The organism is Allobosea sp. P1_B10 (genome assembly GCF_056406735.1).
On sequence record NZ_JBFTZP010000006.1, the window covers coordinates 199,445 to 223,234 of the forward strand.

The 23,790-nt window shown below is 66.8% G+C and carries 18 protein-coding genes and 1 pseudogene; 10 read left to right on the top strand and 9 right to left on the bottom strand.

The window, feature by feature from the left end; all coding sequences use genetic code 11:
- Positions 1–101: 101 nt before the first annotated feature.
- Positions 102–1,250, top strand: coding sequence for an acetylornithine deacetylase (gene argE, locus AC1D2L_RS15345; RefSeq protein ID WP_476846746.1), 1,149 nt, complete (start codon positions 102–104; stop codon positions 1,248–1,250).
- A gap of 42 nt (positions 1,251–1,292) precedes the next feature.
- Here argE and AC1D2L_RS15350 read toward each other — a convergent pair whose 3' ends face one another.
- On the bottom strand, positions 1,293–2,558 hold the full coding sequence (locus tag AC1D2L_RS15350) for a peptide ABC transporter permease (RefSeq protein ID WP_476846747.1): 1,266 nt from the start codon (positions 2,556–2,558) through the stop codon (positions 1,293–1,295).
- 215 nt (positions 2,559–2,773) lie between these two features.
- Between AC1D2L_RS15350 and mobA the strand changes: the two genes are divergently transcribed.
- Positions 2,774–3,409, top strand: a complete 636-nt coding sequence (gene mobA / locus AC1D2L_RS15355) for a molybdenum cofactor guanylyltransferase MobA (protein WP_476846748.1) — start codon at positions 2,774–2,776, stop codon at positions 3,407–3,409.
- Here mobA and AC1D2L_RS15360 read toward each other — a convergent pair.
- The 4 genes from AC1D2L_RS15360 to AC1D2L_RS15375 all read right to left on the bottom strand — a co-directional run bounded on the left by AC1D2L_RS15360 (position 3,406) and on the right by AC1D2L_RS15375 (position 5,978).
- Positions 3,406–3,804, bottom strand: a complete 399-nt coding sequence (locus AC1D2L_RS15360) for an SRPBCC family protein (protein WP_476846749.1) — start codon at positions 3,802–3,804, stop codon at positions 3,406–3,408. The genes mobA and AC1D2L_RS15360 overlap by 4 nt on opposite strands.
- Positions 3,805–3,990: 186 nt before the next feature.
- Entirely contained in the window at positions 3,991–4,404 is a 414-nt protein-coding gene (locus AC1D2L_RS15365; RefSeq protein WP_476846750.1) for a DUF930 domain-containing protein, read from the bottom strand.
- A gap of 164 nt (positions 4,405–4,568) precedes the next feature.
- Positions 4,569–5,690 (bottom strand): Mrp/NBP35 family ATP-binding protein, encoded by a 1,122-nt coding sequence (locus AC1D2L_RS15370; RefSeq protein ID WP_476846751.1) that lies wholly within the window; start codon positions 5,688–5,690, stop codon positions 4,569–4,571.
- 27 nt (positions 5,691–5,717) lie between these two features.
- Complete coding sequence (locus tag AC1D2L_RS15375; RefSeq protein ID WP_476846752.1) at positions 5,718–5,978, bottom strand: sulfurtransferase TusA family protein; 261 nt, start codon at positions 5,976–5,978, stop codon at positions 5,718–5,720.
- Between the two features lie 167 nt (positions 5,979–6,145).
- Between AC1D2L_RS15375 and mobB the strand changes: the two genes are divergently transcribed.
- Together mobB and AC1D2L_RS15385 are read left to right on the top strand one after the other, a co-directional pair.
- Positions 6,146–6,664, top strand: coding sequence for a molybdopterin-guanine dinucleotide biosynthesis protein B (gene mobB, locus AC1D2L_RS15380; RefSeq protein ID WP_476846753.1), 519 nt, complete (start codon positions 6,146–6,148; stop codon positions 6,662–6,664).
- Positions 6,665–6,671: 7 nt separating this feature from the next.
- A complete protein-coding gene (locus AC1D2L_RS15385; protein ID WP_476846754.1) occupies positions 6,672–7,928 on the top strand; it encodes a molybdopterin molybdotransferase MoeA in 1,257 nt (418 codons plus the stop codon).
- A gap of 10 nt (positions 7,929–7,938) precedes the next feature.
- Here AC1D2L_RS15385 and AC1D2L_RS15390 read toward each other — a convergent pair whose 3' ends face one another.
- The 3 genes from AC1D2L_RS15390 to AC1D2L_RS15400 all read right to left on the bottom strand — a co-directional run bounded on the left by AC1D2L_RS15390 (position 7,939) and on the right by AC1D2L_RS15400 (position 13,509).
- Positions 7,939–8,709, bottom strand: coding sequence for a TIGR02186 family protein (locus tag AC1D2L_RS15390; RefSeq protein WP_476846755.1), 771 nt, complete (start codon positions 8,707–8,709; stop codon positions 7,939–7,941).
- Positions 8,706–9,635: a sulfite exporter TauE/SafE family protein gene (locus AC1D2L_RS15395; protein WP_476846756.1), complete on the bottom strand. Its 930-nt coding sequence runs from the start codon at positions 9,633–9,635 to the stop codon at positions 8,706–8,708. The genes AC1D2L_RS15390 and AC1D2L_RS15395 overlap by 4 nt, the downstream gene beginning before the upstream one ends.
- Before the next feature lie 190 nt (positions 9,636–9,825).
- Positions 9,826–13,509 carry a tetratricopeptide repeat protein gene (locus tag AC1D2L_RS15400; RefSeq protein WP_476846757.1) on the bottom strand — a complete coding sequence of 1,228 codons (3,684 nt, stop codon included), beginning with the start codon at positions 13,507–13,509 and terminating at the stop codon, positions 9,826–9,828.
- A 359-nt stretch (positions 13,510–13,868) separates the two neighbouring features.
- Here AC1D2L_RS15400 and AC1D2L_RS15405 point away from each other — a divergent pair, with 359 nt between their 5' ends.
- The 5 genes and pseudogenes from AC1D2L_RS15405 to AC1D2L_RS15425 all read left to right on the top strand — a co-directional run bounded on the left by AC1D2L_RS15405 (position 13,869) and on the right by AC1D2L_RS15425 (position 20,290).
- Positions 13,869–14,327, top strand: coding sequence for a MerR family transcriptional regulator (locus AC1D2L_RS15405; protein WP_476846758.1), 459 nt, complete (start codon positions 13,869–13,871; stop codon positions 14,325–14,327).
- Between the two features lie 204 nt (positions 14,328–14,531).
- Positions 14,532–16,319 carry an acyl-CoA dehydrogenase C-terminal domain-containing protein gene (locus AC1D2L_RS15410; protein ID WP_476846759.1) on the top strand — a complete coding sequence of 596 codons (1,788 nt, stop codon included), beginning with the start codon at positions 14,532–14,534 and terminating at the stop codon, positions 16,317–16,319.
- Positions 16,320–16,451: 132 nt separating this feature from the next.
- On the top strand, positions 16,452–17,660 hold the full coding sequence (locus AC1D2L_RS15415; protein WP_476846760.1) for an acetyl-CoA C-acetyltransferase: 1,209 nt from the start codon (positions 16,452–16,454) through the stop codon (positions 17,658–17,660).
- 11 nt (positions 17,661–17,671) lie between these two features.
- The gene (locus AC1D2L_RS15420) at positions 17,672–19,873 is read left to right on the top strand and encodes a 3-hydroxyacyl-CoA dehydrogenase NAD-binding domain-containing protein (RefSeq protein WP_476846761.1); all 2,202 of its coding nucleotides are present in this window, start codon (positions 17,672–17,674) and stop codon (positions 19,871–19,873) included.
- A 127-nt stretch (positions 19,874–20,000) separates the two neighbouring features.
- Positions 20,001–20,290: pseudogene (locus AC1D2L_RS15425) on the top strand (GIY-YIG nuclease family protein).
- Positions 20,291–20,409: 119 nt separating this feature from the next.
- Here AC1D2L_RS15425 and aptA read toward each other — a convergent pair.
- Positions 20,410–21,750 (bottom strand): omega-aminotransferase AptA, encoded by a 1,341-nt coding sequence (aptA, locus tag AC1D2L_RS15430; protein WP_476846762.1) that lies wholly within the window; start codon positions 21,748–21,750, stop codon positions 20,410–20,412.
- A gap of 182 nt (positions 21,751–21,932) precedes the next feature.
- On the opposite strand from aptA, the gene AC1D2L_RS15435 reads away from it, so the two are divergent.
- Positions 21,933–23,711, top strand: a complete 1,779-nt coding sequence (locus AC1D2L_RS15435; RefSeq protein ID WP_476846763.1) for a hypothetical protein — start codon at positions 21,933–21,935, stop codon at positions 23,709–23,711.
- Positions 23,712–23,790: the final 79 nt, after the last annotated feature.

Sequence of the window (23,790 nt, forward strand, 5' to 3'; positions counted from 1 at the left end):
AAGCGCTGGGGAGAGTTGCGTTGCGGAGATTGACCACGCCCGCCAGGCGCTTAGCCTGTTGGAACGAAACCTGCCTGTCGGCGCATTTTGGAGACGACCCCGTGAGACTGACGCCGAGAGAGATGCTGACCAAGCTGGTTTCGTTCAATACGGAATCCCAGCGCAGCAATCTCGAGATCATCGAATTCTGCCGCGACTACCTCGCCAGCCATGGCGTCGAGAGCCTGATCGTTCCCGGACACGAGGCGGGCAAGGCCAACCTCTTCGCCACCATCGGCCCCAAGGGCGATGGCGGAGTCGTGCTGTCGGGCCATACCGACGTCGTCCCGGTGACGGGGCAGGACTGGACCTCCGATCCCTGGACGCTGACCGAGCGCGACGGCAAGCTCTATGGTCGCGGCTCCTGCGACATGAAGGGTTTCGACGCGATTGCGCTCGCGCTGGTGCCGGAGATGCTGGCCGCGCCGCTGAAGCAGCCGATCCATATCGCGCTGACCCATGACGAGGAGGTTGGCTGCGTCGGCGCGCGGATCCTGGCAAAGGCGCTGACGGCGGCCGGGGTGAAGCCTGCGGCGGTGATCGTCGGCGAGCCCTCGATGATGCAGGTCGTGACCGGCCATAAGGGCGCGATCCGGATGATCACGACGGTGCGCGGCCATGCCGTGCATTCGAGCCGCGTCGACATCGGCGTGCCTGCCGTGATGATCGCCGGCCAGCTGATCGCCTGGAGCGCCGAGATGATGGCGAAGAACAAGGCCAGCGCCGATCCGGCGAGCACGTTCGAGCCGCCCTACAGCACCTTGCATGTCGGCGTCGTGCAGGGCGGCACGGCCGTCAACATCACCGCCGAACACTGTCATTTCTACCACGAGGTCCGCATCGTTCCGGGCGACGAGACCGACTATGTCGCGCTCTACAAGGCGCGCATCGCGGAACTCGAAGCCGGGATGAAGGCGATCGCGCCGGAGACCGGCATCACGCTGCAGATCACCTCGGCGACGCCGGCGCTGGCGCCTGAGGTCGATGGCGCTGCGGAGGCATTGTCGCGTCGCCTGACCGGCGACAATGGCAATCACGTCGTCGCCTATGGCACCGAGGGCGGGCTGTTCCAGGGGGAGGGCTGGTCGACCGTGGTCTGCGGCCCCGGCAACATCGCCCAGGCGCACCAGCCCAACGAGTTCATCAGCATCGACCAGCTCGAGGCCGGCACGCAGTTCGTCCGCAAGCTGATCGCCGACCTCTCGCGCTGAACATAGAGCACGCCGCGAGCGAGGCCGTCGGACCGGGCGGCCTCAGCTCTTGGTAGTGGGAACGCCCGGCCGGTCGGTGCGCCGGCGGTTATGCGGCTCGGGCGCGTTCAACGGCGCGATGGGACGCTCGGTGCGATATTGCCCGCGTGCAATCGCCGAGAACATCAGCACGACGGCGGTCAGCGTCATCAGCCACCAGGGCTGCAGCGTTGCAAAGCCGAGCGCGCTCAGGGCGAAAGCGGTGACATAAGCCGCGACACCGCCGGCGGCGAGCGCACCCGGCATGTGCCCGGCTGCGCGGATCGCGAAATAGAGGCAGGCGGCGGCAGCCGTCGCGCCGACCAGCCCGAGCTCGTACCAGGTCTCGAACAGCAGGGTTGTGGGCGTCGTCTGAGGCAGCACGCCGGTCACGCGGCCGCGCAGCACGGTGTCGAGCCCGTGCCCGGTGACGAGCTGGACGGGCTCGCGGCTGACCACATCGGCCCAGACGCCGAGCGCAGAGACGAAATCGCTGGCGCTGTCGGGCAGGCGCGAGACCAGCGGCACCAGCAGGAACGGCAGCATCGGCGCAGCGAGCATCAGGATGGCGATGATCGCGGCGATGACGTGCGAGGCCTTCTTGCGGTTGGCGCTGACGGCACCGAAGGCGACGGCGCCGCAGATCATCGCGACCGCCTCGCCATCCTCGAAGCGGGTGAGTGCCAGCAGTCCCACGACCAGCGCCAGGCCCAGCGCGCTGAGGCCGCGGGCGCGCGACAGCAGCCATGCGAGCGCTGGCCAGGCCATGATCAGGATGACGCTGACGCCGCGCTCGACGCTGCCAACCTCGACATCGGAGCGACGCAAGGCGGTCAGCACGATCAGGGCCAAGGCAAACACGCCGGCCAGGCCAGTGCCGAGCGCGGCGAGATTGAGGTTCGAGGCTCGCATCCGTTCCGGCAGCGCCGAGACGCCGCAAAAACCCAGGGCGACCGCGAGCACGAGATTGGCGGCCTTTTCGGTGGCGGAGCCGGTATAGGGGCTCCAGATCAGCGAGAGCAGGGCCCAGGCGGCAAGGCCCAGCAGGATCAGCCCGGGGCGGCTGAACACGGCGCGCCGCAGCGTGCCCATGAAGCGGGCGGGTTCCTCGATCAGCGCGGAGATCACCAGCAGGATGATGCCGATCGGCGCTAGCACGACCGCGGCACGTCGCGAGACCAGCGAGGCCAGCGGCAGCGCCAGGGCAAGCGTCGCGAAGCCGATCCGTCGCAGCAGGATGGCAGCGTCGGCAGCGGGATCGAGAGGGCCTTGGGTGACGCGGCGGATCATGCAAACCAAACCAGCAGAAGGCGTCGCCCGGACGAAGCTCCGGAGATCAACCCCTGCCTTATTCTTAGCGCGGGTGCCGCCATACGACTGTAGGTGCGGCGCAACACTGCGTCGGCATCTCGTCACGGCATATGCCCGATGGTTAACGAGGTCGCGCATGCTGGCGGGGCGCGTCTTTCCATGGGATGACGCATCGTCCAAGCGAGTGGAGAGCGATGCCTGTCCCGTTTCATCCCCCGACACTTGGCCTGTTGCTCGCCGGCGGCCTCGCCGCGCGGATGGGCGGAGGCGACAAGCCGCTGCGGCAGATCGGAGGCCGCACCATCCTTGCTCACGCGATCGCGCGCCTCGGACCGCAATGCGAGGGCCTGCTGATCAATGCCAATGGGGATCCTGCCCGCTTTGCCGACTACGGCCTGCCGGTGGCGGTCGACAGTGTTCCGGGCTTTGCCGGCCCGCTCGCCGGAATCCTGGCGGGGCTCGACTGGATGGCGCTGCACCGCCCGGAGCTGGGCTGGCTCGCCAGTGTCGCTGCCGACACGCCCTTCATCCCGCTCGATCTCGTCGCACGCCTGCACCGGGCACGCCAACAGGCGGTCGTGCCGATCGCCTGCGCCGCTTCGGGTGGCCGAGAGCATCCCGTGATCGCGCTGTGGCCGGTCGCCCTGCGCGACGACCTGCGCCACGCTTTGGTCGCCGAGGATGAGCGAAAGGTCTCGCGCTGGGCCGCACGCCACGGTGTCGCGATCGCAAACTGGGCCGTCGAGCCCGTCGATCCCTTCTTCAACGCCAACGCGCCCCACGACCTCGCAGAGGCGGAGCGGTTTCTCGCACTCTTGGCCGGCGGCTAGTTCTCCAGCAGCGCCTTGAGCGCTGCGAGGTCGCGCGCGACCATGCCGGCGTCGCGCGCCATCTCGTCATCCGACATCTCGCGCTGGAACAGCGTGAACACGACCTCGCTGCCGCTGCCATTGGCGAGGACGCGCAAGGGGTTGTGCATCGCCGGCCCATTGTCCGGAATGACGGCATGGTCGAGCACGCCGTAGCGATTGGGCTCGCTGAACAGGATCCGCATCGGCCCCATCGGCGTTTGCGCGGCCCATGTCATGCCCTCGACATGGGTGAACCCGTGGCCGAGCCCTTCCGCCCATTTCGGGAAGTTCAGCGGCTCCGCCATGAAGGCATAAACCTCGTCAGCGGGGCGGTCGATCGCGATGCCTATATGGCGCACGGCATTCATTGGCATGGCGCAGCTCTCCGACGTCGAGAGAACAAATAAAGAACATAGTCGCCGGCATGTCAATCTGGCTCGCCATCAACAGCGCGCTACTTCGGAATTGGTTCGGGGAGCAGAGCTGACGTTCGCGGATCGGCCCAAATCCGCGTAGCGCGTGGCGCCGGACTCAACGGGTGCGGCAGGACCGTCTGCCCGTCAATCGTAAAGGTAATAGCGCTGCCAGAGGTTTTTCCCGATCTCGCTGCCGATCTGGTAGCTCAGGTCTTTGACGTCGAGATGGCGCGGGCCGGTCCGGCACTTGAATGCGAGACGAAACCATTTGCCGTTGCTGCGGAATGCAGCTCCATCCGCGGCAAGCTGGTCTCCCTTCAAGCCCGGAGTCTTGAATGTGTAGGCCACGACCTTGTCTACACGGAGCTGAGGGTTCTCGCGGTTGAGCTTTAGGGTGACCTCAGTGTCGCAGACCTCCTCAAGGCGCGTCTGCAGGTCTAGGCGCTCGAACTGCGGGCGCAGGCGGGCTTCATAGGCCAGAAGCTGTGTCTGCGTGAGCAGCAGGGAGGCGCATACGGAAACGGCGAGGACGGGAATTTTATCGAGGAGACGGGGCATAGACATGCCGCCGTTCAACGAAAATAGCCGTCCCTTGTCAACGTTTGCGAGCCCGGCCCGCTGTCCTAGCTACGGGGCCGCAACGGGGTCACCGCCAAGGGGCGGGACGCTTTCGCGAGCGAGCGGCCCAAACGCCTGATTACGCTAGGCCGGGCTGTGCCGCCTCATTCGATGACGATGCGAGGCGCCGCCCGGACGGCGCCGCCCGCCAGCCCCGCCTGGACCTGCCGGGCTATGGCCAGATAGGCCTTGGCATGGGCACTCTCCGGCGCGCTCGCGACGATCGGTCGGCCGCCATCCGAGGTCTCGCGGATCGGCATGGCGAGCGGGATTTCTCCAAGGAACGGCATCTTCAGCCGCTCGGCCTCGTGACGTGCACCGCCATGGGCAAAGATGTCGGAGCGGTGGCCGCATTCCGGGCAGATGAAATAGCTCATGTTCTCGATGATGCCGAGGATTGGCACCTCGACCTTGCGGAACATGGCGACGCCGCGCCGGGCGTCGATCAGCGCCAGGTCCTGCGGCGTCGAGACGATGACGACGCCGGCCAGCGGAGTCTGCTGGGCCATAGTCAGCTGCGCGTCGCCGGTGCCGGGCGGCATGTCGACGACGAGCACGTCGAGCTCGCCCCAGGCGACCTCGCGCAGCATCTGGGTGATCGCCGAGATCACCATCGGGCCGCGCCAGATCATCGGTGTTTCCTCGTCTATGAGGAAGCCGATCGACATGATCTTGAGGCCATAGGCCTCCATCGGCGCGAGGGTCCGGCCGGAAACGAGTTTCGGCTTGCCGGTGATCCCGAAGATCTTGGGCACCGAGGGGCCGTAGATGTCGGCGTCGAGCACCCCGACCTTGAGGCCGAGCGCCGCCAATGCCACGGCGAGGTTAGCTGTCGTGGTGGACTTACCGACGCCGCCCTTGCCGCTGGCCACGGCGATGATCTGCTTGACCCCGGGCACGCCGGCAGCCTTCGGCGGCGGGCCGCCCGGCGCGGGACGATGCGCCTGCTGGCGTGCCTGGGAGGCGGCCGATCCCGGTGCCTTGTCGGCGGTCAACCCGACCAGAACCTGCGTCACGCCCGGCAGGCCGGAGACGGCGCTCTCGGCCGCCTTGCGCACCGGCTCCATCGCGGCGGCCTCCGTGGCGTCGATTCCGATCGCAAAAATCACCTTGCCGCCGTCGATCAGGACATTGGCGACCCTGCCCGAGGCGGCCAGCGATTGTCCGCTCGCGGGCAGCTTGACCAGCTCGAGTGCGCGCAGGATGTCGGCTTGGGTGATGGACACGCAGTGAAAACTCCAGTTCGACGAGGCTCAGGCCCCAGCCGTGCTCGTCTCTGTCTTGCTAGTCTCTGTCTTGCGAATGTGGAAGACCAGCACACCGTCTTCCGAGCGGCTGGTTTCCATGGTGTCGCCGGTCTCGTGCAGCAGATGAGGCAGGTCGATCGCCGCCATCGGGTCGGTGCATAGGACGATGAACAGCTCGCCGACTGCTGCCGTGTTCAGCGCCTTGCGCACGCGCAGGACCGGATAGGGGCATTTCAGGCCGCGCAGGTCGAGCGATGTGGAATTCATGGATTGCGCCGCCGATTGATTTCGCCGCTTCATATGATGGCTTTTCGGGCAGGGGCAACAGCACGCGCCGCCCGAACCGATCCGCCACCTGCTTGACCGCAGGGCATGAACTGAAAGAAGACAGGCATGCGCCATGGCGCCGGATTGTGTTGGGAGCGCCCTTTTCGATGCGTGTGATCGGTCTGGCGGGGTGGAGCGGTGCGGGCAAGACCACGCTGCTGACCCGCCTCATTCCAGAGTTCGGCCGGCGCGGCATCTCGGTTTCGACGCTGAAGCATGCCCACCATGCCTTCGATCTCGATACGCCGGGCAAGGATTCCTACCGCCACCGCGAGGCCGGAGCGCACGAGGTCCTGGTCTCGTCGCAGGTCCGCTGGGCGCTGATGCACGAATTGCGCGGCGCGCCGGAGGCGACGCTGCCCGAACTGCTCGGGAGGCTCTCGCCGGTCGACCTCGTCATCATCGAGGGCTTCAAGCGCGATCCGCACGCCAAGATCGAGGTCCATCGGCTCGGCAACGGCAAGCCGCCGCTCCACCCCGAAGACCCCTCGATCGTCGCGATCGCGAGCGATGGCCCGTTTCCGCTGGCGGGGCGCCCGGTTCTCGACCTCGACGATATCGCGGGGATCGCCGAGATTGCGCTCGCTGCGGCCGAGCCGGTTGCAACGGTACGGGCGCGGGGGTGAAGGCGCCATGGTGCGGCTGAGCAGCGATCTTAAGGTCTATGGCCAGGCCCTGATCAGCGTCGAGCAGGCGACGGCGCGGGCTGCCGCCCTGGTCGCTCCCGTCACCGAGACGACTGTGGTTGCGCTGGCCGCCGCTGATGGCAGGGTTCTGGCGCGAGACGTCGTTGCCGGGCTCGCTTTGCCACCCTTCGCCAACTCGGCCGTCGATGGCTATGCGGTGCGCTTCCGCGACCTCGCGGCCGAGGGCGAGAGCCGTCTTGCGGTTGCCGGCCGCGTCGCGGCTGGCAGCGCGGTGCTGGAGCACGCGGTCGAGCGTGCCGCGATCCGGATCTTCACCGGCGCTGCCCTGCCGGCGGGCGCCGATACCGTCTTCATGCAGGAGGATGTCGTCCGCGATGGCGAGGTCGTGCGACTGCCGCCGGGCCTGAAACGCGGCGCCAACGTCCGTCCGTCCGGCGAGGACATCGCCGCTGGCGAAATCGCACTGAAGGCCGGGCAGCGCCTGCGTCCGCAGGATATCGCCCTGCTGGCGGCGCTGGGCACGACGCAGGTCGAAGTCAGGCGCAGGCCGGTGATCGCGCTGTTCTCGACCGGCGACGAGTTGACCGAGCCAGGCGAGCCGCTTCGTCCCGCCGCGATCTACGACGCCAATCGCAGCCTGCTGCGGGCCATGGTCGAACGGGCGGGCGCCGACGTCCTCGACCTCGGCATCCTGCGTGACGATCCGGTGGAACTTGCAGGCCGCCTTGCCGGGGCAGCCTCGCATTGCGACCTGATCTTGACCTCGGGCGGCGTCTCCGTGGGCGAGGAGGATCACGTCAAGGCGGCTGTCGAACGCCATGGAGCGGTCGACCTCTGGCGGGTTGGCATCAAGCCGGGCCGTCCGGTCGCCATCGGCGCTGTCGAGGGAAAACCCTTCATTGGGCTGCCGGGAAACCCGGTCGCGGTGTTCGTGACCTTCGCTTTCATCGCCCGTCCGCTGATCGCGCGCCTGGCGGGTGCCGATTTCCGCCCGCAGCCCACCGTTCCGGTTCGGTTGGGGTTCTCCTGTGAGAAAAAGGCTGGCCGCCGCGAATATCTGCGCGTCTCGCTCTCGCCCGGAGCCGATGGCGTCATGCTTGCGCTCAGGCATCCGCAGGGCGGAGCCGGCGCGCTGGCCTCGCTCAGCCGTACCGATGGCCTGGTGGAGCTCGCCGAGGCGCTGACTGAGATCGAGGAGGGCAGGGTGGTGCCGTTCCACTCCTATGAAGCGCTCATGGCGTGAACGCGACCGCTCAGTCGCGCCGGAAGATCACGCTGGCGAGCCAGCCCAGCAGCAGCGCCATGACGACCGTCGCGAGGCCGTACAGCAGCGGGTAGTCATGGGCGCCCGTGGCCATGCGCTGCTCGATGCCGGATTTCACCACCTCGAAGTTCGTCGTCTGCCGGGCGAGTGGCACGCCGCCGGAATAGAGCACGATGTCAATCTCGTATGTGCCCGTCGGCGCGGTCGCAGGCACGTCGATCGGCGCGCTGAACAGCGTATTCGAGAGGAAGGTGACCCCGCGCTCATCATGCACATAGAGGCCCTTGTCCTCCATGATGCGGATCAGGCCCTGACGGAAACGCGTCGTCGTCGCGTCGAAATCGAAGGCCGGCTCGGTCGAGCGCTGGGCGTTCTCGAGCCCGACACGCTCGCGCCGCGCCGATTCCTCGCTGAGGATCTCCTTGAGCGGGCGGTTGCTGAACACCGAGAGGAAGACGGACCGGTCCGGAAAACGACGCTGCGTCCGGTTCAGCCAGATCGGGCCGAACCGCTCCTTTTCGCGCACCAGCAGCATGCGGCGAGGCCCACGGACCGTGACGACGATGTCGTAGGGGTCGCCGCGCCCGGCCGTGCGGCCATCGCGCTCGACGAGCCCGAACACGGTGACCTGATCGCCGGTGTAGTTTGAGCTGATCTGGATCCGGTGGCTCGACATCGCCGCGATCAGCGTCTCTGCCCGCGCCGTGCCCGACAGCGCCAGCGCGATGAGGCCCAGAAGCCCTGCCAGCAGCCGGTTCATCGCGCGCTCTCCGGCAGGACGACGGAGAATGGCTCCGTCGGGGGGAGCACGAGTTCGATCGCGAAGCGCAGGCCGACCGAGAGGATCAGCAGCGCCAGCAGCAGCCGGAAGGATTCGACATTGAGGTTGCGCGCTGCGCGCCCGCCGAACTGCGCCCCGATGACACCGCCGAGCAGCAGGAGGAGCGCCAGGATGATGTCGACCGACTGGTTCGTCAGCGCGTGCAGCACCGTTGCGCCGGTCATCGTAACCAGGATCTGGAACAGCGACGTACCGACGACCACCGCCGGCGGGATCCTGAAGAAATAGATCAGGGCAGGCACGAGGATGAAGCCGCCGCCGACGCCGAGCACCGCGCCGATGAAGCCGATGACGATTGCCAGTCCCGCGATCGGGATGACGCTGGCATAGAGCCCGGAGCGGTGGAAGCGCATCCGCCAGGGCAGGCCCATCCACCAGGGATGCGTGCCGGCGCGCCGCCGCAGTCGAGCCGGCTTGCCCGCACGCACGCGCAACATGGCACGCAGCGCGTCATAGAGCATCAGCCCGCCGATGATGGTGAACAGCGTGACGTAGGACAGGGTGATGATGAGCTCGAGCTGGCCGAGACGCCGCATCAGGTTGAAGAACAGCACGCCCAGCACCGTGCCGAGCAGGCCGCCGCAAACGAGCACCGAGCCGAGCTTGAGGTCTAGCGCGCGACGCCGCCAATAGGCGAGGACGCCGGTCGTCGACGAGCCGGCCACCTGCGCGGCGACGGTGGCGACCGCGACCGCGGGCGGGATGTCGAGGAAAATCAGGAGAGGCGTGAGCAGGAAGCCGCCGCCGACGCCGAACAGGCCCGAGATGAAACCGACGGCCCCGCTCAGCCCGAGCACCATCAGGACGCTGATCGGCAATTCGGCGATCGGCAGATAGATTTGCAACCCTGCGTCCTCACGCCCCGGCGAAACTGCGGCGAATGCCTGCCGGATGGCTCCACGATGATGGCAAGGGGTTAACTTATAATGCCGTAGCGGAGACGTCCGTCGCTAGCCGTCTTCGCCCGGCAACGCGTCGAAACCGTGACAGGCTGCGAGATCGGCCAACGGGCGCGGTTGGCGCCCGTGTCAGTCGTCAGCCCCTAACCTGCCTGGGGGGCTTCCTGTCGCTCGCGCTCGGCGCATCGTCCCAGCCCTTGGCCGGCGGCACGACATCGTTCGCAGCGGCTGAAAGCGGCCGGGGCTTCCAGTTCTCGGCGACGACCTTGGCCGCCGCGAGATCGCCTGCGTTGAGCTTCTGGCCGACTTCTTCGCGCTTGCGCCCGGCATCCGTATCGCCCTGGGAGGCTGCGACCGCGAACCAGACATAGGACTGGCTGAGGTCGACCGGCGCGCCGAGGCCGCGTCCGAGCAGGATCGCGAGGTTGTACTGGCTGTCCCGCACGCCCAGTTCTGCCGCGCGCCGGAACCATTCGGTCGCGGTGGCATAGTCGGGCTTGCCCGACACGCCCTCGGCATGGAGCACGGCGAGATTGTGCATCGCCTTGGCGTTGCCCTGTTCGGCGGCGCGCGTGTACCAGACCCGGGCGAGATTGGCGTCCCGCGCAGTGCCGACGCCCTTTTCGAACATGTTTCCGACGCGGAACTGCGCAGGAGCGAGGCCAGCGACCGCGGCGCGCTCGAACAGCCGCAAAGCGAGCTTGCTGTCGCGCGTCGCGACAGGTCCGTCGGCGGCACGGGTGGCAAGTTCGTAGACGGCCTTGGCGTCACCGGCGAGCGCTGCCTTGCGCAGCCCGTTGCTGCCGAGATTGGCTGGCACGTCGCCGAGACCGGTCACGACCTGCACGGTGTCCGCCGCCGTCGGCTCGGCCAGAGGCGGGGTCTGCATGGTCGAGCCGGTGACATCCGGCGCGGCATTGGCCGACAGCTGGGGTCCGGCGATGGAGGGCGGCGACGCGGGTGCGGGAGCCTCGTCCAGCGCCGAGTTCTGGTCCTTGGCCGGCGCAACGGGCTCGACCGGCGCCGGGGCGGGGGCCTCGGGCGCGATCGCGGCGGTCTCGGGAGCCTGCAGCGCCTTGCTGCCGGAGCCGGCCTTGTCGCCACGCAGTGCGCCGGTGACGACATGGGCGGTGCCCATGGCGAGCACGATTGCGGCAAGGCCAAGCAGGATCGGCCGGCGGCGCTTTTCCATTATCTCCCTGAGCCTGCCGCCACCCTTCTCGGGCTCGGGCGAAGCGGCCGGCGCTGCCGAGGCTGCGGCTTCCGTTGCGGCCTTGGCGGAGCGCCGGGCGGCGGCGATCAGGTTCTGGCGAACCGACTGCGCATCCTGGCCAGACGCCAATGTGGTGGCGACCTGCGGGCGACCGGAGCCCGGCTCCAGCGGCAGGTCGAGCGCGGCGACGGAGGCGTCCTCCATCGGGCTTGAAGGCAGGCGCTCATGGGCGATCCGGTCTTCCAGCCCGATGCTGACCTTGCCCAGCGATTCCGGCAGGCGGACCGTGGGCATCGGCTGCTGGCGCGGCTTCTCGGCTTGCCGGACCGGTTGTGCTGCCGCGGGCTTCCGCTCGCCGGAGAGGTCGGCCTCGATGCTGGCGAGGCGCGAGATGATGGTCTCGAGCGTCTGGTGCACGGCGCCGATGGCGTCCTGCGTTTCGCGGCCCGATGAGACATGGGTCTCGCGCAGGCCGGAGACGAGATTGCTCAGCTCGGTCAGGCCGCCGCTCGGGGCGACCTTGCTGCTTATGTCGGAAATGGCGGCGCGCGCCGCGCGCTCGGCGGCATCGGCCGTGTCCTGCCGCATCGTCTGGAGATGGACGACAAGATCCTGCAGCGTGCGCTCGATGCCGGTTTCGGCCGAGCGGGTGGCGGCAGCCGTATCGAGCCGCTCTGCCAAGCCGGAAATCTGCTGCTCCAGGGAATCGAAGGCATCGGTCTCGGCGCCCGGCCGACCAGCTTCCTCGATCTTCTCGGCGAGGCCGCGCAGCATGTCCTCGATCGGACGCAGGTCAACGTGCGCCACCTGCACGGCGCGGTCATCATTGACCAGCTGCGTCAGGTTGCTCGCGGCGACGAGGCTCTCGATACGCCCTGCCAGCGCCTCGATCTGCCGCGTCACGGCGGTCGGGCCATTCTCGGCCAGCGTCTCGATGCGCTGCTGGAGCGTATCGATTCGACTCTCGATCTGGCTCGGCTGCCTTTCGGCGAGGCTCTCGAGCTTGATGACGAGCGCCTCGATGCGCTCCGAAAGTGCTTCCGAGGCGCCGCGCCCCGACGAATCGAGCTCGCCGAGCTTGGCGGCCAGCTGTTCGGCCTGGGCGTTGATCAATTCGGGCCGCATGGCCGGAAGCGTATCGATCTTGCTGGCGAGGCTGTCGATCTGGCGCGACAGCGACTGCAGCGCCGCGGGCTCGCCATGGCGGTCGCGGGCCCGGTCGGCCATGATGGCGTCGCGGACATCCTCGATCACCATCGAGAGACTGCGCAGTTCGCGCCCGTCAGGCTGCGATTCGCGCAGGCTCGACATGTCGGAGGAGAGGTCCAGGATCTGCCGGGACAAGTCGTCGATGCGCGGATCGGCGTCCTTCGACGAGACGATGTCGCGCAGTTCGGCGATGTCGCGCAGAACAGGCGCCAGGATGGTGCGGTCGCCGCCGCGCGCGGCGAGCGCATCGACCTTCGCGGCAAGATGCCCGAGTTCGAGTTCGATGCGCTGGTAGCTTTCGCCCGAGCGTTCCTGAGACAGCCGCGAAACCTCGGATTCGATCCGGGCGAGAGGCTTCATCACGGGGTCGAGGCGGTCGCCTCCGCGCGCGGTGAGGGCATCGACCTTGGCGGCGAGATGTCCGAGCTCGAGCTCGACGCGCTGGTAGCCCTCGGCTGGACGCGCCTGCGCGAGACGCGAGACCTCGGTTTCAATCCGAGCCAGCGGCTTCATCACGGGCTCGAGACGATCACGGCGATCGAGCCGGTCGAGGCGCGCGCCGAGATCGGCCAGCATGGCCTCGATCGGGTTGACCTGCGGCTCGCGTTCGGACTGCATTGCCTGCGCGGCCATCATCGGCCGGGAGCCCGACGTGGTCGGGCTCGGGGGAACGATGCGCGCGCTGAGATCGCGCAGATCCTGGCGCAGCGCCGCGATGCGACCCTCGGAAGCCGCCGGCCTGTGCTGCATCGCGGCGACGGGGGGCTCTTCATCGATGTCAAGCGCGCGCTGGCGGGTCCGGATATCGCTGACGGCGTCGGCCAGCCCGTCGCGGCTGAAGGCGAGCCGGGCTGCGGGCCGTGCCGGTGCGCGCTGCGCCTCGGCGCTCTTGCGCTCGATCTCGACGAGGCGCTCGCCCATGCTCTTGATTGCATCGGCGATGACGCCGGTGGCGCGCTCCTGGCGCTCGGCGGCCGAGCGCTCGCCGGAGATCAGGCGGCTTTCGGTCTTCTCGATCCAGCGTGCGATGGAATCCAGGGCACCGGCGGTCTTGGCCGTTGATTCGCGCGTCAGGCGTTCGGCAGCGGCGGCTTGCGAGATCACGGCGTCGATTTCGCTGCGCGAGAGCACAGGTGTCGGGTTGCGCGGTGCGGCGGCGGGGGGCGCGGTGTCCATCTGTCCCTGGGACAGCCGGGCTAGTCGTTCTGACAGGCCGGCGATGTCGAGCTGCTCGGGCGCGATGCTCTCGACGGTCGCCTGAGAGATCTCGGCCTCGTCGCGGATCTTGTGGTCGAGCCACTCGCCCAGCGTCATGCCGGCGCGGCGCGCGGCTGCTTTCGCTGCATCGCGGGTGCGGGGGTCTACGCCCTTGACGCTCCAGGGCAAGCTCGTGGCCATGGTTCTGCTCGCCTATGGGGCTCATCCTCGACAAGAAGGTGCTGGCCCCGGAACCGCCGCCTTCCCTGCGAATTCAGCATCCGTGAAGATAACGTTGCCGTTCACGCCATGCCGATCTGCAACCGCGACTTTTCTCGGCCGTGGTAAACAGCCGGTTAAGATCTGGGCTCCGGGAGTTAATTTTTTACGAACGCGCCGCCAAAAATGCCCTGAGAGCCCTGCCAAGTTACGGTAACTTACCTGAGGTAAGGGGCAGATTACCTAACGATAACCCGGCCGGCGAGGTATCCCCGCTCTAACGCTTCGTCACCGCACCCGCCGCGACGAAAGCGAACTCCCATTGCGAGGAATGCAAAATCATGTCGCGCCCAGCCTCTGCGCTGGCGGTCGCTTCGAATTCTGAAGCCCGCCCCTCCCATTCGCTGCCTGACGACGCGGACGCTTCCGGCGGCTTCACCATCAGCGATCTCGCCCGCGATTTCGGCGTTACTCTGCGTACGCTGCGTTTCTACGAGTCCCGCGGTCTCATCGCCCCGGCACGCTCGGGCATGACCCGCATCTATTCGGACCGCGACCGTGCCCGTCTTGCTTTGATCCTCAAGGGCAAGCAGCTCGGCTTCACGCTGGTGGAGATCCGCGCCATGCTCGCCACCGAGGACAAGAAGGGTGGCGGTGCCGTAGAGGAGGGCTCGGCGGTTGTCGGCGGGCTCCAGCTCAGCAAGGCGCAGATCACCGAGCAGCTCGAACTGCTGCGCAGCCAACGCCAGGAGATCGACGACGCGATCGCCGAGCTCGAAGCGACGCAGAACCTCGCCTAAACGGCAGGCGCTTCCACTGTCGCCGTCATCGAAAGCCCCGGACCTGTCCGGGGCTTTTGCGGTCTGCCCTGTCCAGACGGCTCCGAGCGCCGCGCGATTGCCGCTTGAAAGTCAGATGTGTTAGTTTATATATGAACTATCTGATGGCGGTGCCGCCGTGACAATCGGCTAGCCTGCCTTTGCGCGACGAGAGGGAGGACGATCATGCCGGTCTACAAGGCGCCCGTCGAAGACACGCTGTTCCTGCTCAACGACGTGTTCAACATCGAACGCTACAACAACCTGCCGGGTTTCGCCGATGCGACGCCGGATGTGGTCGAGGCCGTGCTGGGTGAGGGCGCCAAGCTCTGCGAGGAAGTGCTCCAGCCGCTGAACTATTCCGGCGACCAGGAAGGCTGCACCCGCCATCCTGACGGCCGGGTCACCACGCCCAAGGGCTTCAAGGACGCGCACAAGGCCTATGCCGAGGGCGGCTGGATCGGCCTCGCGATGGACCCCGAATATGGCGGGCAGGGCCTGCCCTATACGCTCGGCGCGCTGATGAACGAGTACGCCTCCTCGGCCAACATGGCCTTCGCGATGTATCCTGGCCTGACCATGGGCGCGATCGCCGCGATCAATGTCCACGGCAGCGATGAGCAGAAGCGCGCCTACCTGCCCAAGATGATCGAGGGCACCTGGTCGGGCACGATGAATCTGACCGAGCCGCATTGCGGCACCGATCTCGGGCTGATCAAGACCAAGGCCGTGCCCAATGGCGACGGCTCCTACGCCATCTCCGGCACGAAGATCTTCATCTCGGCCGGTGAGCAGGACATCACCGAGAACATCATCCATCTCGTGCTTGCCCGCATCGAGGGCGCGCCTGCCGGCACCAAGGGCATCTCGCTCTTCGTAGTCCCGCGCAATGCGATCGCGGCTGACGGCAGCGTGGGCGCCAACAACCACATCGCCTGCGGCTCGATCGAGCACAAGATGGGCATTCACGGCAACGCCACCTGCGTCATGAACTATGACGGTGCGCAGGGCTGGCTGATCGGCGCCGAGAACAAGGGCCTCAACGCCATGTTCGTGATGATGAACGAGGCCCGCCTCGGCGTCGCGATCCAGGGCCTGGCCCAGTCCGAGGTCGCCTATCAGAACGCGGTCGTCTACGCGAAGGACCGCTTGCAGGGCCGCTCGCTGACCGGCGCCAAGAGCCCCGACAAGGCCGCGGACCCGATCATCGTCCACCCGGACGTCCGGCGCACGCTGATGTCGATCAAGGCGTTCAACGAGGCGGCACGCGCCTTCGTCGTCTGGAACGCGATCAAGTCCGACATCTCCCACCGCTCGACCGATGCCGCCGAGCGGCAGGCGGCCGACGACCAGCTCGGCCTGATGACGCCCGTGCTCAAGGGCGTGCTGACCGATGTCGGCTTCGACAATGCCGTCAAGGCGCAGCAGATGTTCGGCGGCCACGGCTATATCGCCGAGACCGGCGTCGAGCAGTTTGTCCGCGATGCCCGAATCGCCATGATCTACGAGGGCGCCAATGGCGTTCAGGCCATGGATCTCGTCGGCCGTAAGCTCGGCCGCGACGGTGGTCGCGCCATCATGGCCTTCTTCAACGAAGTCGGCGGCTTCCTGCAGGAGAACGCCGCGGATGAGGGTTTGAAGCCCTTGCTCGCACCGCTGCAAGCCTCGCTCGGCCATCTCCAGCAGGCGACGATGTGGTTCATGAACAACGCCATAACCAAGCCCGATAATGCCGGCGCCGGCGCGACCGACTACATGCACCTGCTCGGGCTCGTCTCGCTCGGCTACATGTGGGGCAAAATGGCCAAGGTCGCGCAGGCGAAGCTTGCGGCCGGGGCCGACGACCGGATGACCACCAAGCTCGCGACCGCACGCTTCTTCATGGAGCGCAGCCTGCCCGAGACCGCCGCGCATCTGGCCCGCATCACCACGGGCTCGGATTCGACGATGGCACTCAGCGCCGACCAGTTCTGATCGATCCGCCCCGTCATTGCGAGCGGAGCGAAGCAATCCAGAAGCCGTCGAGCGAGCCATTCTGGATTGCTTCGCTTCGCTCGCAATGACGACTAGGCTCTATTGAAAATACGACAGCCCGGGAGGCTCCTGATGGCAGACGCCTACATCTACGACCACGTCCGCACACCTCGCGGCAAGGGCAAGGCCGATGGCTCGCTGCATGAGGTGACAGCGATCGAGCTCGGCACCCAGACCCTGCGCGCGATCAAGTCCCGCAACGCCCTCGACACCAAACTGGTCGAGGACGTCGTCTTCGGCTGCGTCGACCCGGTCGGCGAGGCCGGCGCCGATATCGCCCGCGCCGTCGCGCTCAAGGCCGGTTACGGCAAGGAAGTGCCGGGCATCCAGATCAACCGCTTCTGCGCCTCGGGCCTCGACGCCGTGAACCTCGCCGCCGCGCAGGTCATGTCCGGCCAGAAGGACCTCGCCATCGGTGGCGGCGTCGAGAGCATGTCGCGCGTCGGCATGGGCGCCTCGGGCTTCGCCATGGCGGTCGATCCTTCGGTTGCGATCGACACCTATTTCATGCCCCAGGGCGTCTCGGCCGACCTGATCGCGACGAAATACGGTTTTTCGCGCGATGACGTCGACGCCTTCGCCGTTCGCTCGCACAAGCGAGCCGCCGCTGCATGGGCTGACGGGCGTTTCAAGAACTCGGTCATCCCCGTCACCGACGTCAACGGCCTGATCCTGCTCGACCGCGACGAGACCATCCGCCCCGGCACCGACATGCAGACGCTGGCCGGCCTAAAGGCCTCCTTCGTGCAGATGGGCGAGATGGGTGGTTTTGACGCGGTTGCGACCGCGGCCCACCCGGATGTCGAGTTCGTCAATCACGTCCACCATGCCGGCAACTCCTCGGGCATCGTCGATGGCGCTGCCGCCGTCCTCGTCGGCTCGAAGAAGGGAGGCAAGGCTGCCGGCCTGAAGCCCCGCGCCCGCATCAAGGCCTTTGCCACGATCGGCTCCGACCTCGCGCTGATGCTGACCGGCCCGGTCGACGTCACCGAACTCGTGCTGCGCAAGGCCGGCATGACCACCGGTGATATCGACCTGTTCGAGCTGAACGAGGCATTTTCCTCGGTCGTGCTGCGCTACCAGCAGGCCTTCGACATCGACGACGACATCCTGAACGTGAACGGCGGCGCCATCGCCATGGGCCATCCGCTCGGCGCGACCGGTGCGATGATCCTGGGCACGGTGCTCGACGAGCTCGAGCGCACCAACAAGACGACCGCCCTGGTGACGCTCTGCGTCGCCGCCGGCATGGGCGTCGCGACGATCATCGAACGGGTTTGAGGAGAGACCAGATGAACCTCACCAATTTCCGATTCGAGACCGATTCCGACGGCATCGCCACCGCGACCTGGGACATGCCCGGCCGCTCGATGAACGTCATCACGCCCGAGTTGATGGCCGAGATCGACCAGATCGTCGACAAGGTCGCCTCCGACGAGGCGATCAAGGGCTGCGTCATCACCTCCGGCAAGGAGAGCTTTTCCGGTGGCGCCGACCTGACCATGCTGCAGGGCCTGCGCGACCTCTATATCGGGCTGGCCAAGGACAAGGGCGAGCAGGTCGCGATGCAGACCTTTTTCGACGAGAGCCGCAAGCTCTCGCTGCTCTATCGCAAGCTCGAAACCTGCGGAAAACCGTTTGCGGCCGCGATCCATGGCGTCTGCCTGGGCGGGGCGTTCGAGCTCTCGCTCGCTTGCCAGTACCGTGTGACATCGGACGACGCCTCCACCCGCATCGGCCTGCCCGAGATCAAGGTCGGGCTGTTCCCCGGCGCCGGCGGCACGCAGCGCGTCTCGCGGCTGATCCAGACCGGCGACGCCCTGCAGATGCTGTTCAAGGGTGAGCAGATCAAGGCGCTTCCCGCCCGCAATACCGGCCTCGTCCATGCCGTGGTGCCGCGCGACCAGCTCGTCCAGAACGCCAAGGACTGGCTGAAGGCCAATCCGACCGCGACCGCCCCCTGGGACCAGAAGGGCTACAAGCTGCCCTCCAACAAGGTCTATTCGCCGGCCGGCATGCAGATCTGGCCCCCGGCCAGCGCGATCTATCGCCGCGAGACCAACGACAATTACCCGGCAGCGCGTGCCATCCTGAACGCGGTCTATGAGGGGCTGCAACTTCCGATGGACCTCGCCCTCAAGGTCGAGAGCCGCTACTTCGCAAAGATCCTGCGGACGAAGGAGGCGGCGTCGATGATCCGCACGCTCTTTGTCTCGATGCAGGAGCTCAACAAGGGCGCGCGCCGCCCGACCGACGTCCCCGCCAGCAAGCTCAAGAAGATCGGCGTCGTCGGCGCCGGCTTCATGGGCGCCGGCATCGCCTATGTCAGCGCGGGCGCGGGTCTCGAGGTCGTGCTGATCGACCGCGACATGGAAGCCGCCGAGAAGGGCAAGGCCTATTCGCACAAGCTGGTCTCCGACCAGATCATGAAGGGCCGCGCCAAGACCGCCGACCGCGACGCGATCCTGGGCCGCATCAAAGCCTCGGCCGATTATGCGGATCTCAAGAGCTGCGATCTCGTCATCGAGGCCGTGTTCGAGGACCCCAAGGTCAAGGCCGAGGTCATCGCCAAGGTCGAGGCCGTGATCGGGACGAAGGCGATCTTCGGCTCCAACACCTCGACGCTGCCGATCACGGGCCTGGCCGAGCACAGCCAGCGGCCAAAAAACTTCATCGGCATCCACTTCTTCTCGCCGGTCGAGAAGATGCTGCTGGTCGAGGTCATCATGGCCAAGAAGACCGGCAAGAAGGCGCTGGCCGTGGCGCTCGACTTCGTGCGCGCCATCAAGAAGACGCCGATCGTCGTCAACGACGTCAGAGGCTTCTACGCCAATCGCTGCGTCGGCAACTATCTGCGCGAGGGCCATCTCATGCTGATGGAGGGCGTGCCGCCGGCGATGATCGAGGCCGCCGGCAAGCAGGCCGGCATGCCGGTCGGCCCGCTCTCGCTGAACGACGAGGTTGCGGTCGATCTCGCCTACAAGGTGCTGAAGGCGACCAAGGCCCAGCTCGGGGAGGGCGCCATCGACCCCGGACAGGAAAAACTCCTGACCGACATGGTCGAGAAGCATGGCCGCCTCGGCCGCAAGAACAGGAAGGGCTTCTACGACTATCCGGAAGCCGGTCCCAAGCGGCTCTGGCCCGGCCTCGCCGATCTCGCCGGCAAGCGCCTCGATCCCGAAACGGTCGACATGGAGGAGCTGAAGCACCGCCTGCTGGTGACGCAAGCTCTGGAGGCTGCGCGCACCTATGAGGAAGGCGTCGTCACCGATCCGCGCGAGGCCGATGTCGGCTCGATCATCGGCTTCGGCTTCGCGCCCTATTCGGGCGGCACGCTGTCCTACATCGACAACATGGGTGCAGCCGCCTTCGTGAAGCTGTGCGAGGCGCTGGCCAAGAAACACGGCGAGCGCTTCAAGCCCAACAAGCAGCTCAAGCGCATGGCCAAGACCGGCGAGAGCTATTACGGCGCAGCGGAGAAGAAGGCGGCGTAGGTCCAATCGTCATTGCGAGCGCAGCGAAGCAATCCCAGTCGACGTAGAGCGCTACGACATGCTGGATTGCTTCGTCGCTTCGCTTCTCGCAATGACGGAAGCTGACTTGGCAATGTGAGGTAGTCGGATGCGCGAGCCTACCGTCTACATCATGGCAAGCAGGCGCAACGGCACGCTCTATGTCGGCGTGACCTCAGCACTCGGCGAGCGAGCCTGGCAGCACAGAACCGGCATCGTTCCCGGCTTCACCAAGCGCTATGGCTGCAAGCATCTCGTCTGGTACGAGCGCCATGAGCGCATGGACGACGCGATCGCCCGTGAAAAACAGATCAAGGGCGGCTCGCGGCAAGGAAGCTCGACCTGATCGAGCAGATGAACCCCGATTGGCGAGATCTATACGAGGATCTCGCGCTCTGACGTCATTGCGAGCGGAGCCTCTAACGTCATTGCGAGCGCAGCGAAGCAATCCAGTCGACGTAGAGCACTACGCCCTAGATTGCTTCGTCGCTGCGCTCCTCGCAATGACGATGACGCGCTCAGGCCGCCACGGAGCGGATGCCGCGGCGCAGCTTGTCCACCATCTCGCCGATCTGGCTTTCGGTGATGATCAGCGGCGGCGAGAAGGCGATTGTGTCCGCGGCGGTGCGGACCATCAGGCCCTCGTCGCGGAAGAGGCGGTCCATCGCCTCGAAGGCGCGCTTGCCGACGCCGTCGGCGCGCGGCGCGAGGTCGATGGCACCGACGATGCCGACCTGGCGGATGTCGACCACGTTCGGCTCGCCCTTCAGCGTCATCAGCGCGTCGGCCCAGACCGGCTCCATCTCGAGGGCGCGCTCGAAGAGCCCTTCCTCGCGATAGACGTCCAGCGTCGCAAGGCAGGCGGCGGCAGCCAGCGGATGGCCCGAATAGGTGTAGCCGTGGAACAACTCGATGGCGTTGTCGGGGCCGTTCATGAACGCGTCGTAGATGTGCTTGCGCACGATCACGCCGCCCATCGGCACGGTGCCCGAGGTCACGCCCTTGGCGAAGGTGATCATGTCGGGGATGACGCCGTAGCGCTCGGCCGCGAAGGCATAACCGAGGCGGCCGAAGCCGGTGATGACCTCGTCGAAGATCAGCAGGATGTTGTGCTTGTCGCAGAGCTCGCGCAGGCGCTTGAGATAGCCCTTGGGCGCGGGCAGGCCACCGGTCGAACCCGCCATCGGCTCGACGATGACGGCGGCGATGGTCGAGCCGTCATGCAGCGTGACGATCCGGTCGAGATCGTCGGCGAAATGCGCGCCGAAATCCGGCTCGCCCTTGCTGAAGGCCTGCTTCTCGCGGTCATAGGTGTGCGGGAGATGGTCGGTGCCGGCGAGCAGGCTGCCGAAGAACTTGCGGTTGTTGACCATGCCGCCGACCGAGATGCCGCCGAAGCCGACGCCGTGATAGCCGCGCTCGCGGCCGATCAGGCGGGTCTTCGAGCCCTTGCCGGTGACGTTCCAGTAGGCGAGTGCAATCTTGAGCGCGGTGTCGGCGGCTTCCGAGCCCGAGCCCGCGAAGAAGACATGGTCGAGATCGCCGGGCGCGAGCGCTGCGATTCGCGCCGCCGCTGCGAAGACCTTGGGGTGGCCGAACTGGAAGGAGGGAGCGTAGTCGAGTTCCTCGGCCTGTGCCTGGATCGCGCGGACGATCGGCTTGCGGGCGTGTCCGGCATTGCAGCACCACAGGCCGGAGGTACCGTCCATCACGGGTTTGCCTTCGGGCGTGTAGTAGAACATGCCCTCGGCACGGGCGATCATCCGCGGATTCTGCTTGAAGGAGCGGTTCGCCGTGAATGGCATCCAGAACGCTTCGAGATCGTTCGGCTGGGCGATCGGCTGCATGGTGGATGTCATCAATGGTGGTCCCCGACGGATTAAGCTTCTATCAACCTAACAGGCCGTTCGGGGGTGTAAATCGCCGCGGCGTCGGGGCATCCCTGCGCTCCGCGATGGCCGGGTGCACTGATTCTGAGAAGATGACGCAACCTGCGTTATGACATAGGTTGCTGGAGGGGCGAGAACTGGACCGGATACATATGGTCTCAGTCGGTGATAGTCGGCCACGGCTGGATGCAGAGAGTGGCGCCGCAGTTCTCGCTGCGCTGGAGCGTGTCCTGGGTTCGGATGTCTTCCGCAGCGCGCCGCAACTATCGGCCTTCCTGAGCTTCATCGTCGAACGAGCTTTGGACGGCCGCAGCGCCGAGCTGAAGGGCTATACTGTCGCGGTCGAGGCGTTCGGCCGTCCGCCGGATTTCGATCCGCAGACGGATCCGATCGTGCGCGTCGAGGCCGGACGGCTACGCAAGGCGCTGACGCAGTACTATCTCGGCGACGGCGCCGAGGACCCGATCCGAATCAGCATTCCGGTGGGCGGCTACGTACCGGTCTTCGACTTCGACGCGCAGGCCGACGGCGCGGACGGCGGGTCAGAGGACGCTGGCGCATCCGACGATGCGCCTACGGCCGACGAGGCCACGGCCGCAGGGAGGAGCCTCGAGACGCGGCAGGAGCGCGCGGTTTCCCAGAGCTGGTTGATGCTCGCGGGCGTCGCGCTGGTCATCGGTCTTGCGTCGCTGGCGTTCTGGCATCGGATCGCTGGCCAGGCGCCATTGGGCGAGCGCGCGGCGAGCGAGCATGTCTCGCTGCCTGAGATGCAGGAGCCCCCGCATCTTCCGGTCCTGGCGATAACGGTCCTGGATGGCCCCCGCGATGACCGCTCGAGCGAAATCGCGCGGCGGGTCTCGGGGCTGCTGGTCGACGCTCTGTCGCGCTTCGACGATGTCCTGACTGTGAAGGCTCCCGGCGAGGCGCAACTGGCCTCCGATGGGGCCGACTACGTTCTCGAACTCAGCGGTGCGAGGTTCGGGGAGGTCAGCGAGACGGCAGCGCGCCTGCGCTCCGTCAAGGACGACCGTATCGTCTGGAGCACATCATCCGCGCGGTCCCCTACGATTGATCCCAGTGACCCGGTGTGGCCCGAGATAGCGCGCAAGGTCGCGATCCGCCTCGCCGAGCCCTTTGGTGTCGTGCATGCGGATTTTCGCCGGTTCGCCACCGCGCCGCCGATGAGTTGCATCTATCGCGCGCTTGATTTCAGGCGTTCGCAGAAGCCGGAGGACCGGATTGCGGCGAAGGTCTGTCTCGAAACGGTGATCGCGCGCGATCCGAAGTTTCAGCCGGCCCGCCTCTATCTCGCGATCCTGCTGACGGACGAATACACCACGGGCGTCAGTGATGCGGCAGTGCTCGACCGCGCGCTTGGTGAGGCCTTGCAGGCCGTTCGCCTGTCGCCCGGCAGCGCCCGCGCCCAGCAGGCCCTGATGGGTGTGCTGTTTGCGCGCGGACAGACGGAGGAGGCTCTCGTGGCGGGGCGAGAGGCGACGTCGCGAAACCCGTTCGATCCCGACGTCATGGCGGGGCTCGGTGCCCGTCTCGTCCAGTTGAACCGGCCGGCCGAAGGGCTGCCCCTGCTGCAGCAGGCCATCTCCCTGAGCACAGCCCATCCGCCGGCCTATGATTTCTTCGCGTTCCTGGCCGCTCGCCTGACGGGACAAACCAAGATGGCCGAGAGCCATGCCGCGAACCTGATGGACGAGACCGGGCCGTTCAGCCTGATCGGCCGCTCGATGCACTACGCGTCCCAGGGCGACTCCGTCGGTCTGGCCAAGACGATCGCGCTGCTCGAGGACAGCGTTCCGCTGTTTCGCACGGATCCGCGCAAGTTTCTCGAGCGCCGAGGTTTCAATCCTGCTGTCGTGGCGCAGATCCTGACCGATCTCGGGTTGCCCTATGCCGATCTCGTCAGCCCGCGCTGACGCGCCGCGTCTGGTCTGGCTGCCGATGCGCCGCTGGCGACGATCCCCGAAATCTGCTGAGGTTTCGATGGGCGGCGTG

What these genes read in the sequence shown, in the direction of transcription:
- AC1D2L_RS15350 (WP_476846747.1), bottom strand. Translation starts at nt 2,558, where the DNA reads ATGATCCGCCGCGTCACCCAAGGCCCTCTCGATCCCGCTGCCGACGCT.
- mobA (WP_476846748.1), top strand. Translation starts at nt 2,774, where the DNA reads ATGCCTGTCCCGTTTCATCCCCCGACACTTGGCCTGTTGCTCGCCGGC.
- AC1D2L_RS15360 (WP_476846749.1), bottom strand. Translation starts at nt 3,804, where the DNA reads ATGCCAATGAATGCCGTGCGCCATATAGGCATCGCGATCGACCGCCCC.
- AC1D2L_RS15365 (WP_476846750.1), bottom strand. Translation starts at nt 4,404, where the DNA reads ATGCCCCGTCTCCTCGATAAAATTCCCGTCCTCGCCGTTTCCGTATGC.
- AC1D2L_RS15375 (WP_476846752.1), bottom strand. Translation starts at nt 5,978, where the DNA reads ATGAATTCCACATCGCTCGACCTGCGCGGCCTGAAATGCCCCTATCCG.
- mobB (WP_476846753.1), top strand. Translation starts at nt 6,146, where the DNA reads ATGCGTGTGATCGGTCTGGCGGGGTGGAGCGGTGCGGGCAAGACCACG.
- AC1D2L_RS15385 (WP_476846754.1), top strand. Translation starts at nt 6,672, where the DNA reads ATGGTGCGGCTGAGCAGCGATCTTAAGGTCTATGGCCAGGCCCTGATC.
- AC1D2L_RS15390 (WP_476846755.1), bottom strand. Translation starts at nt 8,709, where the DNA reads ATGAACCGGCTGCTGGCAGGGCTTCTGGGCCTCATCGCGCTGGCGCTG.
- AC1D2L_RS15400 (WP_476846757.1), bottom strand. Translation starts at nt 13,509, where the DNA reads ATGGCCACGAGCTTGCCCTGGAGCGTCAAGGGCGTAGACCCCCGCACC.
- AC1D2L_RS15405 (WP_476846758.1), top strand. Translation starts at nt 13,869, where the DNA reads ATGTCGCGCCCAGCCTCTGCGCTGGCGGTCGCTTCGAATTCTGAAGCC.
- AC1D2L_RS15410 (WP_476846759.1), top strand. Translation starts at nt 14,532, where the DNA reads ATGCCGGTCTACAAGGCGCCCGTCGAAGACACGCTGTTCCTGCTCAAC.
- AC1D2L_RS15415 (WP_476846760.1), top strand. Translation starts at nt 16,452, where the DNA reads ATGGCAGACGCCTACATCTACGACCACGTCCGCACACCTCGCGGCAAG.
- AC1D2L_RS15420 (WP_476846761.1), top strand. Translation starts at nt 17,672, where the DNA reads ATGAACCTCACCAATTTCCGATTCGAGACCGATTCCGACGGCATCGCC.
- aptA (WP_476846762.1), bottom strand. Translation starts at nt 21,750, where the DNA reads ATGACATCCACCATGCAGCCGATCGCCCAGCCGAACGATCTCGAAGCG.
- AC1D2L_RS15435 (WP_476846763.1), top strand. Translation starts at nt 21,933, where the DNA reads ATGGTCTCAGTCGGTGATAGTCGGCCACGGCTGGATGCAGAGAGTGGC.